Below are 13,921 nucleotides of genomic sequence, written 5' to 3' on the forward strand. Positions count from 1 at the left end.
GCTCAGTACGCCCGCTTGTCGCCCAGGACGATCATCTTGATCGTCTTGAGGATGATCAGCAGGTCGAGCGTCAGGCTCCAGGAGCGCAGGTACGCCAGGTCATAGTCGGTGCGCCTGCGCATGGAGTCCAGGTCGTCGCCGCCGCGGCAGCCGTTCACCTGCGCCCAGCCGCTGATGCCCGGCTTGACCTTGTGCCTCACCATGTACCCGGGGATCAGCTTGCGGTATTGCTCGTTCACGGCGAGCGCATGGGGACGCGGGCCGACCAGACTCATGGAGCCGCCCAGCACGTTCAACAGCTGCGGCAGTTCGTCCAGCGAGGTCTTGCGCAGGAAGCGGCCCAGCGGCGTGACGCGGGAGTCGCCACGGGTCACCTGCGTGTAGGTGGTATCGCCGTCCTCCAGCGTCGTCATGGTGCGGAACTTCCAGACCACGATCTCCTTGCCGTCCAGGCCGTAGCGGCGCTGCTTGAAGATGGCCGGCCCCGGCGAAGTCGCGCGAACCAGGATTGCGATGATCGCCATCAGGGGCAGCACCACCGGCAGGGAGAGGATCGTCAGCGTCAGGTCGATCACCCGCTTGATCGCGCCCGCAGTGCTGTTGAAGGGCGATTCGCAGACCGACACCACCGGCAAGCCGGCCAGTGTGGTCACGCGGCCCTGAATCAGGTCGGCGATGAAAACGTCCGGCAGGAAATAGATCGAGGCGGTGGTGTCGCGCAGCGATTCGAGCAGGCTCACTACGCGGGGCTGGGTCGTCATCGGCATCGCGATGTAGATCGTGTCGATGCCATGCGACTTGACGTAGTCGCTGACCTCGGGGATGCGGCCGATCACCGAGCGCACGCCGCCGTGGCCGAGCCGGCGGATGGAGCGGTCGTCGAAGTAGCCCATGAAGCGCTGTCCCTCGGCTTCGCCGTCGTTGATCAGCTTCGCCACCCGCCGCGCCACGGGGTTGGCGCCCACGATGACCACCTTGGCCTGCGGGTACAGCGGGAACAGCAGGGGCGCGACGCGCGGCGAGGCCCAGTGCATCAGGAACTGCGCCAGTGGTGCCCCGATCAGCCAGGTCGCCACCACGTTACCGTCCGGCTGGAAGCCCGAGTTCAGCAGCATCGACTTGGCCGTCCAGAAGAAGGACACGCCGGCCGCGACTTTCAGCCACTGCAGCAGCAACCTGCCCGCGGCGGCCGCGGAAAAGCGCCGGAAGGGGAGGTCCCCGGGGAAGGTCAGCACGAAGCTCAGGGTCAGGATCACGAGGTCGTCCTGCCTGAACGGGGCGCCGAACACCCGCAGTGCAGCCAGGTACACCGCCACCGCCAGGAGCGGATCGATGGCGGCCCGCACGAGCCCCCAAGGGCGCCCCGTGATCTCGGCGGTTGGGGGTAGGGTGTCGGTGTAGATCTTCATGGCCTGCACCATCTCAAGCGGGACGGCCCATGACATGGGCAGAAGCGGGAAGCGTGCCAGCGCGCTCCAGCGGGAAGCGCGAGGGTGGCGACTGCCGCGTCAGCGGGGACGCGAGAGCACGGGCGGTTTCGGTGAAGTCCACGGCACAGCCACTGAAGGTCGCCAGGTCGTCTGCCGACCGATCGATGGGCGACCGTTGCACTCGAGGCGACAAGCACGAGACCAGTGGCTTTTCTTGCATGGACCAACCCTCCTGGAAGTCCGGACCGAACAGCACCCTTCGGACGGCCGAGGTTCCGTTCTGCGCTGAGCTGTTTGCTGGACGCGCGGGCTGGCGGCGCCCGCCTGGGTGCGGCTCGGCGATTGAAACTCCTGCTGGCCTGTCACGATGGTTGCTCGTCGTTATTGACGCTGAAGACGCACGGTAAGGGCTCGGCAAAAAAATCGTCTGTTCGCCATCCCACACAGGTCCGGAAACAAGGCACGCTCTCATGTGACCGTGCGTTCCGCAGGAGTTGAGCCGGGTATGACGCGGCAAGCCATCCTTCAAGCGGCGGAGCAAACGGCTGGGTCACGCGGAAGAGTTCTCGCCTTTACAGATCCGGAAACTTCTTGCGACTCGTTGCGCGCTGAACATTACCCACCGAAGGCCCAGCGTTGGCAAAGTAGATGGGACAAGCGTCGGAAGACGTCGAAGGGAGATCAACGTGGGGAAGGAATCGCAGAGCGCGCGAACGACTGCTGCGCAGTTCGAGCGCAACCACCTGCTGGCCTCCTTGCCTGAGCAGGACCGGCAGCGCTGGCTGGACAAGCTCGACCCCGTGACCCTGCAAGCGGGCGAGGTCCTGCACCAGCCCCAATCGCCGGACGAGCAGGTCTACAGTTACTTCCCCGTGTCCGCCATCGTGGCGCTGTTGTGGCAGGCCGCCAACGGCGACTCCGCGCAGACGGCTGTGGTTGGCCGTGAAGGAATGCTCGACGTTTCAGTGTGCTTCGGTGGTGAGCCCATGCCCGTCAAGGCCATCGTGCAGCAAGCCGGCCTTGCCCTGCGGGTGCCCTGCGCCTGGTTGCAGGAAGAGTTTCAGCGCTCGACCGACGTGCGCCGCATGCTGATGCGGCATGCCCAGTCGCTGATAGCGCAGGCGGCCCAAGCGGCGGCCTGCAACAGGCATCACACCATCCAGCAGCAACTGTGCCGGTGGCTCCTGCTGAGCCTGGACCGGACCAATGCGCTGGAGCTCACCACCACGCAGGAACTCATCGCCGTCATGCTGGGCGTACGGCGCGAAGGCGTCAACGAGGCGGCCGGCCAACTGCAGCGCGCGGGCATGATCGCGCACCGGCGCGGCCGGATCGCCGTGCTGGATCGCGGCGGCCTGGAGCGCCGCAGCTGCGAGTGCTACGCCCAAGCCAACGGCGAGTTCAGGCGCCTGCTCATTCCGGTCAACTTGCGTCCGGAACTGCTCGGCCTGCACCTGGAGCAGGCAGCCGCCGGCCAGGCTCGCGCGATGATGGCTTACCGCTCGCCCTGAGCCCGCCGGCCTACAGGTTGAGCTTGGTGATCTTGGTGCCGTCCAGGCTCAGGTTCGCCATCAGCCCTTTTTGCCCGCGCACGAAGCCAACCACCTGGGCATCCCTGGCCAGCGTGTCGGTCCGCGTGCTGGCGGCTGTGTCGACCATCGTGACCGACGCGTCCGCGCCCGCGGTCCAGCCGCTGCTTGCCTGGAACTTCGCGAGCGCTTCCTGCGTCATGAACATCAGGTACATCGCCTTGGACTCGGCGCCGGCCAGCAGGCCCACCGAACCGGTGCCTACGCTGTAGTAGCCCAGCGTGTTCGCACCCTTTTTCAGCGCGCCTTGCCCATAGGAACCGCCGACCAGGAACCCGGCGCTCACCACGCTGGGAAAGATCAGGATGCCCTGCGCCTTGTCGCCGTATCCCTTCGCAGTCGGTGTCTCCCGATAGAGGTCGGCCAACGCCTTGTCGACGCCGGTATCGATCTCGCGCTTCTTGTCGGCGGGGCTGCCGCTACCCATGGGAGTCGAGCAGCCCGCCGCCAGGCCGGCACCGGCCACGAGCAGCAGTGTTCTTCGTTTCATGAGACGCTCTCCTTTTCAGGCGCCGTCACCTGGGTGGCGCCAAACCACATAGGTCATCGAACTTCCCTGCATCCGCGGCATGTACCAAGTGCTGCCGCTTTGGCTGTACGTCGCGAAGGCACTTCGGACCCGATCACCGCTCCGGTCACAGCCGCCGCTGTGGTCACCGCGGCGGCGGTTGCAAAGGGATGGTAGTCTCGGTCGACGTCGTCGTGTGCATCCGCAGGCTGGTCGACATTAACGTTACGGTTGACGTTGAGCTTACGGTTGACGTTGACGCTACGGTTGACGTTGACGCTACGGTTGACGTTGGAGTCGTGTCTGTCCTCAGGCCTGCTGCTGTCCCGCCGCGTCCTGCGCCATCTTCAGCGCCTTGAACAATCCGGCCAGCGTGGTCACACCGAGCTGCCGCATCACGCGCGCCCGATCGGCCTTGATGGTCCTTTCGCTCACGCCGAGCTCCTGGGCCAGTTGCTTGTGACCGCGGCCGGCAGCGATGCCCTCCAGGACTTGGCGCTCGCGCCAGCGCAGGGTTGCCAGGCGCTCTCGCGCCGACTCCGCTTCGCGCTGCGCCGCGCGCTCCTTGAGGTCGTAGGCAATGGCATCCTCTACCGCCGCCAGCAGGACTTCGCGCGGAACGGGCTTGGTCAGGAATTCGCGCGCGCCCCCGCGCATCGCGCGCACGCTGATCGGGACATCCGCCGACCCGCCGAGGAACACGATCGGACGGCGGTAGGCGGGATAGCGCTGCAGCGCGGATTGCAGCTCCAGGCCGCTGGCGCCGGGGAACTGTACATCCAGCAGCAGGCACCCGGGCTCATCGTGAGGTGCAGGCACGAGGTAGTCACCTGCCGCGGCATAGGTGATGACCTGGTAGCCAGCGCCCGACAGCGTGCGCTGCAAGGCCGCCCGCGCGCTCGGATCGCTGTTGATCACATGCACCATCGCACTCGCGGCGCCCGAGTCCATGGCAACCCGCCAGCTCTCGGCTTCACCGCGGGCATGAGCCACATTGCGTGCATCCATGCGGCAAGTATTCGCGTGCGCGGGTGTCGCACCTATTGGACAAAAGTCCAATAGGGCACGCGTGCTTCGCGGTCACGCCATCCATGCTGCTGCGCATCGCAGCTCGGTCTGATCCGAGATGGCTCGTTCTTCAGTCCGGAGTCGCGGTGCATGTGGGACCAACGTCCCATACCGTCGGCGGACCCGATGTCATTCGTTTGTCATCGAGCAGGGGCTGAGGTTGAGCTCATACCGCGGTTGCCGCTGCAGCTTCGCACGTAAAGCGCATGTAAAGCGATGCCTGGGCGCACAACCTTCGGGCCTGGGGCCGTGCTAGCGACCTGGCTTCGGCACTGCATGTGGCCTTGCGAGCGCGTCGGCGGGCGCGGCGGGCACGTCCTGCGCCAGGCGCGGGAGCAGCAGCCGGAAACTCGCACCTTCGCCGGCCTGGCTCCATACCGTCAGCGTGCCGCCGTGCGCGCGAGCGATGCGGCGGCAGATCGCCAGGCCCATGCCCAGCCCGCTTTCCTTGGTGGTGAAGAACGGCTCGAATACGCGTTCGAGCCGGTCGGCGGCGATGCCGGGGCCGGTGTCGGTCACGACCACCTGGATGCCGCCTTCCGGCGCCACCGCCGTACTGATGCGCAGCGTCGGGTTGTGCCCGGTGAGGCTGTTGGCGCGCATCGCCTCACAGGCGTTGAGAACCAGATTGAGCAGCAGCTGCTGCAGCTGCACCGGATCGCCCAGCACGTCCGGGAGGTCCGGCGCGTGGATCGTCTTGACTTCGATGTTCTGCACCAGGCATTCGCCGCGAACGAAGTGGAGCATCTCGGACACGAGCGTGTTCATGTTCACAGGCACGAACTCCGTGTCGCCGTCCTTCATCATGCGCCGCAGGCGGTGGATCAGGAGTCCCGCGCGCTTGTCGGCATCGGCGATGTCGCTGAGGATGGTCTTCACTTCGCCCACGTTCGGGGGCTCGCGCGTGAGCAGGCGCAAGGCCGCCTGCGCGTTGCTCAGGATGGCCGTCAGCGGCTGGTTCAGCTCGTGGGCGATGGTGCTCGAGAAGTGCGACAGCGAAGCCACGCGCGTGAGGTGCGTCAGCTGGCGCTGCTGCTCGCTGGCGTCTTTCTCCGCCTGGCGCTGGCGCGTGACGTCCCGCAGGATGGTGATGAAGCAGGATTCGCCGCCGAATTCCACCGCGACCATCGACAGCTGCGCCACGTGCGCGCCGCCGTGCCGGTCGATCAGTTCGACCTCGATCTCCCGCCGCTGGCGCGGGTCGCCTGCCAGCGCGCGAACGCGCGATCGGCTGGCGTCATCGAGGTGGTCCATCAAGGGCGACGAGCTGGCACCGTCGCCGAAAAACTGCAGCCAGCGCGGGTTGGCGCTGACGATGGCGCCGTCGCGGCGGCTGATGGCCACCGCATCCGGCCCTTCGCGGAAGGCGACGGAAAACAGCTGCTCGGAAGCCTGCAGCCGGCGCTCCATGGCGCGCCGTTCTTCCATCACGGCTGCCAGCAACAGCAGCGGCACGCCCATGCAGATCAGGTAGGGCTGGATCGGCAACTGCTCCGGTTGCGCCGCCACCGACATCACCACGACCAGCACGACCAGCGCGTAGGCTGAACTGGCGAGGGCGGGACCGAAGCGCACGGCCGCCCACACCAGGAAAGGCAGGGGCAGGTAGCGCAGCGTGGGCGGCGCGGCAGGCTGGGCCAGCGCCGAGTCGAAGATCACCACGCACACCGCCAGCAGGCCGGTGAGCAGGATGCAGATCTCCAGCAGCGGCGCCCGGCCGCTGTCGCGCGGACCATCCGGTTCGCTGCTGCCCCAGGTGAGGATCAGCGGCACGAAGGTGAGCGCGGCCAGCAGGTTGGAAGAGAAGCGCGTGTACCACACCGACGCATAGTCGGAGGTGCCCCAGCCCACCAGCCGTACCAGGGCGGCATCCAGGAAGGACACCAGGAAGGGCGCCATCACGGCGGCGCCGCAGAACGCCAGGCCGGATCGCAGCGAGCGCAGGTGCGGCGTCTGCGACAGTTTGCACACCAGCGTTGCGCCGAGCAGGGCTTCGAGGCTGTTGCTGATGAACCAGCACAGCACCATGGCCAGTGGCACGCCTTCCTGCAGTTCGGAAAGCAGGTGCGCGGGCAGGGCGGCGGCCACCAGCACCCACCACCACCGCCGGCGCGTGAGGACCAGGGCACCCAGCAGCAGCGCGTTGGGAGGCCAGAGCACCGACACCGGCATGGGGGCGAAGGTGAGCGCCAGGCCGAGCCTCGCGCCGGCGTAGTACGCCACGGCCGTCAGCACGGCGATGCGCAGCGGCTCCCACCAGGGGGCCGGCGAAGCCTGGACAGCAACAGGGTCAGCGGCGGGCACGCAGATACTCCGCTGCACAGTCGTCCGGTGGGCAAGCTTCGCTCGGCACGCGTCTCATGCTTGTTCTTGAATGTCGGGCAGCGTGAACTTTGGCCCAAGTGCAAGCCCAACGGCGTTCGCGAAACGCAAGCATCGTTACGACTTCCCTACTGCTGAACTTGACCGGAGTGCGGGCGCCCCTAGACTGCCCTCACATGTTTCGAGCAGGCGTAAACGCCCGCGCGTCCTGAACGAGGTGAACACATGGATCACATCCCGTTCTCTTTACGGGCCGCGGATACCGAGGCCACCTGCCCGCAACCGGCGCAGGTGCACGTCGTTGACGACGACGCGTCGGTGCGCGGCGCGCTCGCTCGCCTGCTGGACGGCCGGGGCTGGAGCGTTTTCGCGCACGCCAGCGCGGAAAGCTTCGTTTCCTCGCATGACCCCGAAGCCCACGGCTGCATCGTGCTGGACGTTGCCATGCCGGGCCTCGATGGGCTTGCTCTGCAGCAGTTGCTCGCCCGCAATGGCGAGCTCATGCCGATCATCTTCCTCACGGGATGCGCCGACGTGCCCATGTGCGCGGGGGCCATGCGCGAGGGCGCGATCGACTTCCTGACCAAGCCCGTCGACGAGGAAGTACTGCTCGCCGCGGTGGAGCGCGGTCTCGAGCGGGATTTCCAGCGCCGCTCCGCGCGCGAACGGCAGCACACCGCCGAAGAACGCCTGTCCACCCTGACGCCGCGCGAGCGCGAGGTGCTGACGCACGTGATGGAAGGGCGGCTGAACAAGCAGATTGCCGCCGATCTGGGGACGGCGGAAAAGACCGTCAAGGTACACCGGGCGCGCGCCATGGAGAAGATGCATGTGCGCTCGGTGGCCGAACTGGTGCGGCTGGTCGAACGGGGCCGGCCGGACGGTTCGGCTTGACCGTGTTGGACCAAGGTCGTATTGGCTGCGCGACCGGGGACCGATAGCGTCCCGGCATGCACAGGGACACGTCGCTCGTCGCAGTCGTCGATGATGAGGAGTCGGTACGCAAGGCGCTGGCGCGGCTCATCCGCACGGCGGGCTACGAGGTGGAAGCCTACGGCTCCGGCGTCGAGTTCATGCTGTCCCTGCAGAAGCACCTGCCCGATTGCGTGGTGCTCGACCTGCGCATGCCGGTGGTGGACGGCTTCGAGATCCAGCGGGCGCTCCGGCAGTCGGGTGCCCGGGTGCCGGTGGTGATCATCACCGGCGACGACTCCCCGGAAAACCACCACAGGACCTCGGAGTACGGCGCGCACGCCTACCTGCGCAAGCCGGTGGACGACGCGATGCTGCTGGACGCGATCCTGGGTGCGGTGCACAGCGGCGCGTGAGCGCGCCCTCATCTTGCTTCTGCCGCGAGTTGCAGGCGGCCGTTCGTCTGCAGGCCGGTGATTCGCGGGGCTTAGGGCCTGTTAACGCTATGGGAGGGCTCGCGCCGGTGGCTGGCAGGCTGCAGGGCTAGGCGCGGCCGAGGCCGTGTGCTCGGGCACACAACGAGGCCGTAACGACGCCCTGCGGCCTGCCAGCCACCGGCCCGGAGGGTGACCCAGGAAACGGGCGCCCTCCGCGTTGCAAATGCTCGCCGGGGTCCCACCCCGGCTGTGCTTTGCGTCTTGATGGCGCCCGTTTCCTGGGTCACGCGAGCCCTCCCATAGCGTTAACAGGCCCTAGTATCCGTGGTCATGAAAGCCACGATGCCTGACATTGCCACGAACGTCTTCGCCGAGGAGCGCGGGGGAGGGGTATGGATCACGATCAACCGGCCGCAAAAGCACAACGCGCTGGCGCGCCCGGTGCTCGCCGAGCTGGCGAATGCGGTGCGCGCCGCCGGGGCGCGCGAGCAGGTGCGCTACCTGGTGGTCACCGGCGCCGGTGAGCGCTACTTCGCCGCCGGCGGCGACCTGCGGGAACTGGCATCCGTGCGCGACGAAGCCGCCGTGCAGGCCATGATGGATGAGGCAGGCGCGAGCCTGGAGGCGATCCGCCAGTGCCCGGTGCCGGTGATCGCCTACCTCAACGGAGACGCGATTGGCGGCGGCGCCGAGCTGGCGCTGGCCTGCGACATGCGGCTGCAGTCCCGCCATGCCCGCATCGGCTTCATCCAGGCCAGGCTCGCCATCACCTCGGCGTGGGGCGGTGGCCCGGACCTGTTCCGGCTGCTGGGCCCTGCGCGTGCGATGCGAATGATGAGCCGGGCGGAACTGGTGAGCGCCGACCAGGCCCTGTCCTGGGGACTGGCCGACGCGGTGATCGATGACGGACCGGCGGGCAAGGACATGGCCGCCTTCCTCGAGCCCCTGGACAGCTGCGTACCGCAGGTGCTGCGCGGCATCAAGGCCCAGGCGATCGCGGCGCGCCAGGGCGCGGGTTGGCAAGACCATCGGCAGATCGAACGCAAGCACCTTGCGCAGACCTGGCTGCACGAGGACCACTGGGCGGCCACCCGCAATCTCCTGACCAAGGACGCCTGAAGACAGCGGGGCTATCCATGCGAGTCATCGTGAACATCGACGTGCCCGAACTGAAGCCGGCGATCGACTTCTACAGCGCGGCCCTGGGGCTGCAACTGAGCCGCATCCTGGATGAGGACGTTGCGGAACTGACGGGCGCCTCGTCTGTCATCTACCTCCTGTGCAACCCGGCGGGCTCGCCGGCGGTGAGCTCGAAGCCGGTGGCGCGCGACTACACCCGGCACTGGACGCCGGTGCACATGGACTTCGTGGTCGACGATGTGGCGCAGGCGGCCCGGCGGGCCACGGCGGCCGGGGCGGTCGCCGAGAGCGAGTGCATCGAATGGCGCGGCTCCCGGTGCATCACCTTCTCGGACCCGTTCGGGCATGGGTTCTGCCTGATCGAGTTTGCGGCGGGCGGCTACCAGTGACTGCTGGCCGCTGCTGCCCGGGCTGCTACAGCAGCGACTCGATCGGCAGGATGGCCAGCACGCCGATCCACATCCTGCGCAACAAGCCGGCACCCGGGCTGCTGGTGTACTTCACCTCGCCCGAGGCCGTGCGCTCTATCCATTCGAGCGAGCGGCCGTCGCCGGCCAGGCGCACTTCGTAGGCTTCGCGCGGCACCGCCTCGTCGAAGGCCCGCGCCAGCTGCGTCGCCAGCGCCGGGCTTTCCAGCACCAGGCCGAGTTCCGTGTTCAGCCGCGCCGAGCGCGGGTCGAGATTGAAGGAGCCGACGAAGATGCGCGCGCGGTCGACGGCGAAGGTCTTGGCATGCAGGCTGGCGCCCGAGCTGCCGCCGCCCGAACTGCCGCCCATGCCGCCGCGCTCGCGGTCCTTGTCGCCCCCGGGCGGGTTGGCTCCGGGTTTCAGCTCGTACAGGTGCACGCCGCCGCGCAGCAGTTCCTCGCGGTACTTGCTGTAGCCGGCATACACCGGCGCCACGTCGGTGGCCGCCAGCGAGTTGGTGAGGATGGAGACCTTGACGCCTCGCTGCGCCATCGCCACCAGGGCGGCGGTGAACTCTTCGCCGGGGACGAAGTAGGGCGAGACCAGCAGCAGCTCGCGCTCGGGCCGGCCCAGCGCTTCGGTCAACCGCGGCGCCATCTCGAATTCCTTGCGACCGGGCGGGTTCAGCACCTTGGCCGGGTCGTCCACCACCATGCGCGCCGGCACCCACTCGAAGGGCACCGAGCCGGCGAGCATCTGCGACACGAACTGCTGCTGGCGCACGGCGTCCAGGTAGCGAACCGACTTCGGGCTGTCCTGCAACTGCGCCCACTGCGCGAGGACGCTGGCGCGCGACTCGTCCTCGGTCCGGGGGATCAGGCTGGCGGCCGGGTAGGCCGATGGACTGTTCCAGTAGCGGTCGAAGGACCCGGAGATCTCGCGTACCGCGGGTCCGGCGACCACCACGTCGAGGTCGGCGAAGGCGACCGCGGTCTCGGCGCCGAGGTATTCGTCCCCGACGTTGCGGCCGCCCACCACGGACAGCTGGTTGTCGACCGTGAACGACTTGTTGTGCATGCGGCGGTTGACGCGTGCGAAGTCGCCGGCGAAATCGCCCAGCCGCCAGGTGCGGTTGGCGAAGGGGTTGAAGAGCCGCACCTCGATGTTGGGGTGGGCGTCCAGCGCGGCGAGCGCGGGGTCCATGCCCTTGGTGTTGTTGTCGTCCAGCAGCATGCGCACGCGCACGCCGCGCTCGGCCGCCTGCCACAAGGCATGGGCCAGCAGGCCGCCGCTGGTGTCGGCATGCCAGATGTAGTACTGGACGTCGATGCTGCGCTCGGCCGCGGTGGCCAGTGCGTAGCGCGCGGCGAAGGCATCGCGGCCGGCGGACAGGGCATGCACCGCGCTGCGGCCGGGATGGGCCGCGACCTCGGGGTCGATCGAGCGGCCGAGCCGCGTGCCGCCGGTGTCCGCGATGGCCTGCGTGGGTGTGCGTTCCACGGTGGAGGGCAGGGACGCGCAGGCGACCAGGCACGCCGCCAGCATCGCAGCAGCGGCGCGGATGCTGACTTCTTTTGGACCCATGGGACCCATCAGGACCGACCTGCTCCCGAGCGCTAGTACACCAAGGATCGACTCAGGCGGCGCCTGGGGCCATCGGACCTTGGTCCAATGCCGGTGCCTTCGGCCAGAGCGGAACATGCGTGATTGACGACTACAAGGGGCATAGCATGGCTGTACGCGACTACCCCAGGGACAACCTGCCGATCCCGGACCACAAGCCGGTCGGCTTGACGACCTACGACGCCAGGGACCCCGACACCCATTTCCCACCGATCAGGCAGCTGCGGCCGCCCGCCGGCGCGCCCAATGTGCTGGTGATCCTGCTCGACGATGTGGGTTTCGGCGCCTCCAGCGCCTTTGGCGGACCGTGCCAGACGCCCACGGCCGAGCGGCTGGCGGCCAAGGGCCTCAGATACACCCGCTTCCACACCACGGCGCTGTGCTCGCCAACGCGGGCCGCGCTGCTGACGGGCCGCAACCACCATGCGGTGGGCATGGGCGGCATCACCGAGATCGCGACCTCGGCGCCCGGCTACAACTCGCTGCGCCCTAACACCTGCGCGCCGCTGGCGGAGATCCTCAAGCTGAACGGCTATTCCACGGCGCAGTTCGGCAAGTGCCACGAGGTGCCGGTGTTCGAGTCCTCGCCCATCGGGCCGTTCGACCACTGGCCCACGGGTTCGGGCTTCGAACATTTCTACGGCTTCATCGGCGGCGAGAACAACCAATACCACCCGGCCCTCTACGACGGCACCACGCCCGTGGAGCCCGATCGCACGCCGGAAGAGGGCTACCACCTCATGGAGGACCTGGCGGACCAGGCGATCGGCTGGATCCGCCAGCAGAAGGCGATGGCGCCCGACAAGCCCTTCTTCGTCTACTTCGCGCCCGGCGCCACGCACGCCCCGCACCAGGTGCCCCGGGACTGGATCGCGCGCTACCGGGGCAAGTTCGACCAGGGCTGGGACAAGGTGCGCGAGGAGACCTTCGCGCGGCAGAAGAAACTGGGCGTGATCCCCAAGGACTGCGAGCTGACGGCGCGGCCCGGCGACATCCCCGCCTGGGAACTGATGGAAGAGCGCATCCGTCCCGTGCTGGCGCGCGAGATGGAAATCTATGCCGCCTTCCTGGAGTACGCCGACTACCACACCGGCCGCGTCGTCAATTCGCTCACCGACCTGGGCATCCTGGACGACACGCTGGTGATCTACGTCATCGGCGACAACGGCGCCTCGGCCGAGGGGTCGTTGATCGGCATCTTCAACGAACAGGCGATCGGCGAAGCGCCGGACCTGAACACACCCGAGCTGATGATCCAGCGCATGAATGACCTGGGTACCCAGCGGGCCAATAACCACTATGCGGTCGGCTGGGCGCACGCGATGGACACGCCCTACAAGTGGACCAAGCAGGTCGCCTCGCACTTCGGCGGCACCCGCAACGGCATGATCGTGCACTGGCCCCGGGGCATCGAGGCCCAGGGCCAGCTGCGCCATCAGTTCCACCACGTCATCGACATCGCGCCCACGGTGCTGGAAGCGGCCACGCTGCCCGCACCCACCATGGTCAACGGCGTCATGCAGGAACCGATGCACGGCGTGAGCATGATGTACTCGTTCGACAACCCCCGTGCCGACGACCGCCACCAGACCCAGTACTTCGAGATGCTGTGCAACCGCGGCATCTATCACCGGGGCTGGACGGCGGTGACGCGCCACGGCAGCCTGCCGTGGGTGGTGACGGGCGCGCAGCCGCCGCTGTCGCAGGATGTCTGGGAGCTCTATGACACCCACCGTGACTGGTCGCAGGCCCATGACCTGGCCGGCCAGATGCCCGAAAAGCTGGAGGAGCTCAAGCGCCTGTTCGACCTGGAGGCCGCGAAGTACAACGTGTTCCCGCTCGACGACCGCAAGGCCGAGCGCGCCAACCCGGACCTGGCCGGCCGTCCGCAGGTCGTGCACGGCAGCACGCAGCTGCTGTTCCCCGGCATGCGCCGCATCCAGGAGAACGCGGTCATCAACACCAAGAACAAGTCGCATGCCGTCACCGCGGAACTGGAGATCCCCAGGGGCGGCGCCAAGGGCGTGATCGTCGCGCAGGGCGGCAGCATGGGCGGCTGGACCCTGTACGCCCACGAAGGCAGGCTGAAATATCTCTACAACTTCCTCGGGATGCTGACCTTCGAGGTCACGGCACAGTCGACTTTGCCTGCCGGCATCCACCAGGCGCGCATGGAGTTCACCTACGACGGCGGCGGCATCGGCAAGGGCGCCAACGTGAAGCTGTTCGTGGACGGCAAGGAAATCGGCCTGGGCCGGCTGGACCGCACGCACGCGCTTTTCTTCTCGATGGACGAAACCCTGGAAGTGGGATGCGACCACGGCTCACCCGTGTCACCGGACTACCCGGTGCGCGACAACCGCTTCAACGGCCGCGTGCACTGGGTGCAGATCGACATCGATGCTGCGGCCAGGGACGTGGACCACATGATCGGCGCCGACGAGCGCTTCATGATGGCCCTGGCCAAGCAGTGAGCGCCGCTAG

Annotated in this window: 11 protein-coding genes; 6 read left to right on the plus strand and 5 right to left on the minus strand. The window is 67.7% G+C overall.

The features are described 5' to 3' along the window. Positions 1 to 2 precede the first annotated feature (2 nt). The gene (locus tag UC35_RS17985; RefSeq protein WP_158513936.1) at positions 3 to 1,409 is read right to left on the minus strand and encodes an undecaprenyl-phosphate glucose phosphotransferase; all 1,407 of its coding nucleotides are present in this window, start codon (positions 1,407 to 1,409) and stop codon (positions 3 to 5) included. A 707-nt stretch (positions 1,410 to 2,116) separates the two neighbouring features. On the opposite strand from UC35_RS17985, the gene UC35_RS17990 reads away from it, so the two are divergent. Beyond that, entirely contained in the window at positions 2,117 to 2,941 is an 825-nt protein-coding gene (locus UC35_RS17990; RefSeq protein ID WP_082793362.1) for a Crp/Fnr family transcriptional regulator, read from the plus strand. A gap of 10 nt (positions 2,942 to 2,951) precedes the next feature. Here UC35_RS17990 and UC35_RS17995 read toward each other — a convergent pair whose 3' ends face one another. The 3 genes from UC35_RS17995 to UC35_RS18005 all read right to left on the minus strand — a co-directional run bounded on the left by UC35_RS17995 (position 2,952) and on the right by UC35_RS18005 (position 6,899). After that, the gene (locus tag UC35_RS17995) at positions 2,952 to 3,509 is read right to left on the minus strand and encodes a YSC84-related protein (protein WP_061502120.1); all 558 of its coding nucleotides are present in this window, start codon (positions 3,507 to 3,509) and stop codon (positions 2,952 to 2,954) included. A 327-nt stretch (positions 3,510 to 3,836) separates the two neighbouring features. Continuing rightward, entirely contained in the window at positions 3,837 to 4,535 is a 699-nt protein-coding gene (locus tag UC35_RS18000; RefSeq protein WP_227820371.1) for a response regulator transcription factor, read from the minus strand. A 312-nt stretch (positions 4,536 to 4,847) separates the two neighbouring features. Next, a complete protein-coding gene (locus UC35_RS18005; protein WP_158513937.1) occupies positions 4,848 to 6,899 on the minus strand; it encodes an ATP-binding protein in 2,052 nt (683 codons plus the stop codon). Between the two features lie 243 nt (positions 6,900 to 7,142). Here UC35_RS18005 and UC35_RS18010 point away from each other — a divergent pair, with 243 nt between their 5' ends. From UC35_RS18010 to UC35_RS18025, 4 genes are all read left to right on the plus strand, one after another. After that, positions 7,143 to 7,811: a response regulator transcription factor gene (locus tag UC35_RS18010; RefSeq protein ID WP_082793364.1), complete on the plus strand. Its 669-nt coding sequence runs from the start codon at positions 7,143 to 7,145 to the stop codon at positions 7,809 to 7,811. 56 nt (positions 7,812 to 7,867) lie between these two features. Next, positions 7,868 to 8,245, plus strand: a complete 378-nt coding sequence (locus tag UC35_RS18015) for a response regulator transcription factor (protein ID WP_061502124.1) — start codon at positions 7,868 to 7,870, stop codon at positions 8,243 to 8,245. Between the two features lie 363 nt (positions 8,246 to 8,608). Beyond that, the gene (locus tag UC35_RS18020) at positions 8,609 to 9,385 is read left to right on the plus strand and encodes an enoyl-CoA hydratase/isomerase family protein (RefSeq protein WP_061503916.1); all 777 of its coding nucleotides are present in this window, start codon (positions 8,609 to 8,611) and stop codon (positions 9,383 to 9,385) included. A 17-nt stretch (positions 9,386 to 9,402) separates the two neighbouring features. Continuing rightward, a complete protein-coding gene (locus UC35_RS18025; protein ID WP_061502126.1) occupies positions 9,403 to 9,795 on the plus strand; it encodes a VOC family protein in 393 nt (130 codons plus the stop codon). A gap of 25 nt (positions 9,796 to 9,820) precedes the next feature. Here the strand turns inward: UC35_RS18025 and UC35_RS18030 are convergent, their stop codons facing one another. Beyond that, a complete protein-coding gene (locus UC35_RS18030) occupies positions 9,821 to 11,398 on the minus strand; it encodes a phospholipase D family protein (RefSeq protein ID WP_061503917.1) in 1,578 nt (525 codons plus the stop codon). 146 nt (positions 11,399 to 11,544) lie between these two features. Between UC35_RS18030 and UC35_RS18035 the strand changes: the two genes are divergently transcribed. Continuing rightward, entirely contained in the window at positions 11,545 to 13,911 is a 2,367-nt protein-coding gene (locus UC35_RS18035) for an arylsulfatase (RefSeq protein ID WP_061502128.1), read from the plus strand. Positions 13,912 to 13,921 lie beyond the last annotated feature (10 nt).

It is taken from the genome of Ramlibacter tataouinensis (assembly GCF_001580455.1).
Lineage (GTDB): Bacteria > Pseudomonadota > Gammaproteobacteria > Burkholderiales > Burkholderiaceae_C > Ramlibacter > Ramlibacter tataouinensis_B.

Excerpts from the sequence above, each read along its gene's own strand:
- UC35_RS17985 (WP_158513936.1), bottom strand. The coding sequence starts at position 1,409 with ATGAAGATCTACACCGACACCCTACCCCCAACCGCCGAGATCACGGGG.
- UC35_RS17995 (WP_061502120.1), bottom strand. The coding sequence starts at position 3,509 with ATGAAACGAAGAACACTGCTGCTCGTGGCCGGTGCCGGCCTGGCGGCG.
- UC35_RS18000 (WP_227820371.1), bottom strand. The coding sequence starts at position 4,535 with ATGGATGCACGCAATGTGGCTCATGCCCGCGGTGAAGCCGAGAGCTGG.
- UC35_RS18010 (WP_082793364.1), top strand. The coding sequence starts at position 7,143 with ATGGATCACATCCCGTTCTCTTTACGGGCCGCGGATACCGAGGCCACC.
- UC35_RS18015 (WP_061502124.1), top strand. The coding sequence starts at position 7,868 with ATGCACAGGGACACGTCGCTCGTCGCAGTCGTCGATGATGAGGAGTCG.
- UC35_RS18020 (WP_061503916.1), top strand. The coding sequence starts at position 8,609 with ATGCCTGACATTGCCACGAACGTCTTCGCCGAGGAGCGCGGGGGAGGG.
- UC35_RS18025 (WP_061502126.1), top strand. The coding sequence starts at position 9,403 with ATGCGAGTCATCGTGAACATCGACGTGCCCGAACTGAAGCCGGCGATC.
- UC35_RS18030 (WP_061503917.1), bottom strand. The coding sequence starts at position 11,398 with ATGGGTCCAAAAGAAGTCAGCATCCGCGCCGCTGCTGCGATGCTGGCG.
- UC35_RS18035 (WP_061502128.1), top strand. The coding sequence starts at position 11,545 with ATGGCTGTACGCGACTACCCCAGGGACAACCTGCCGATCCCGGACCAC.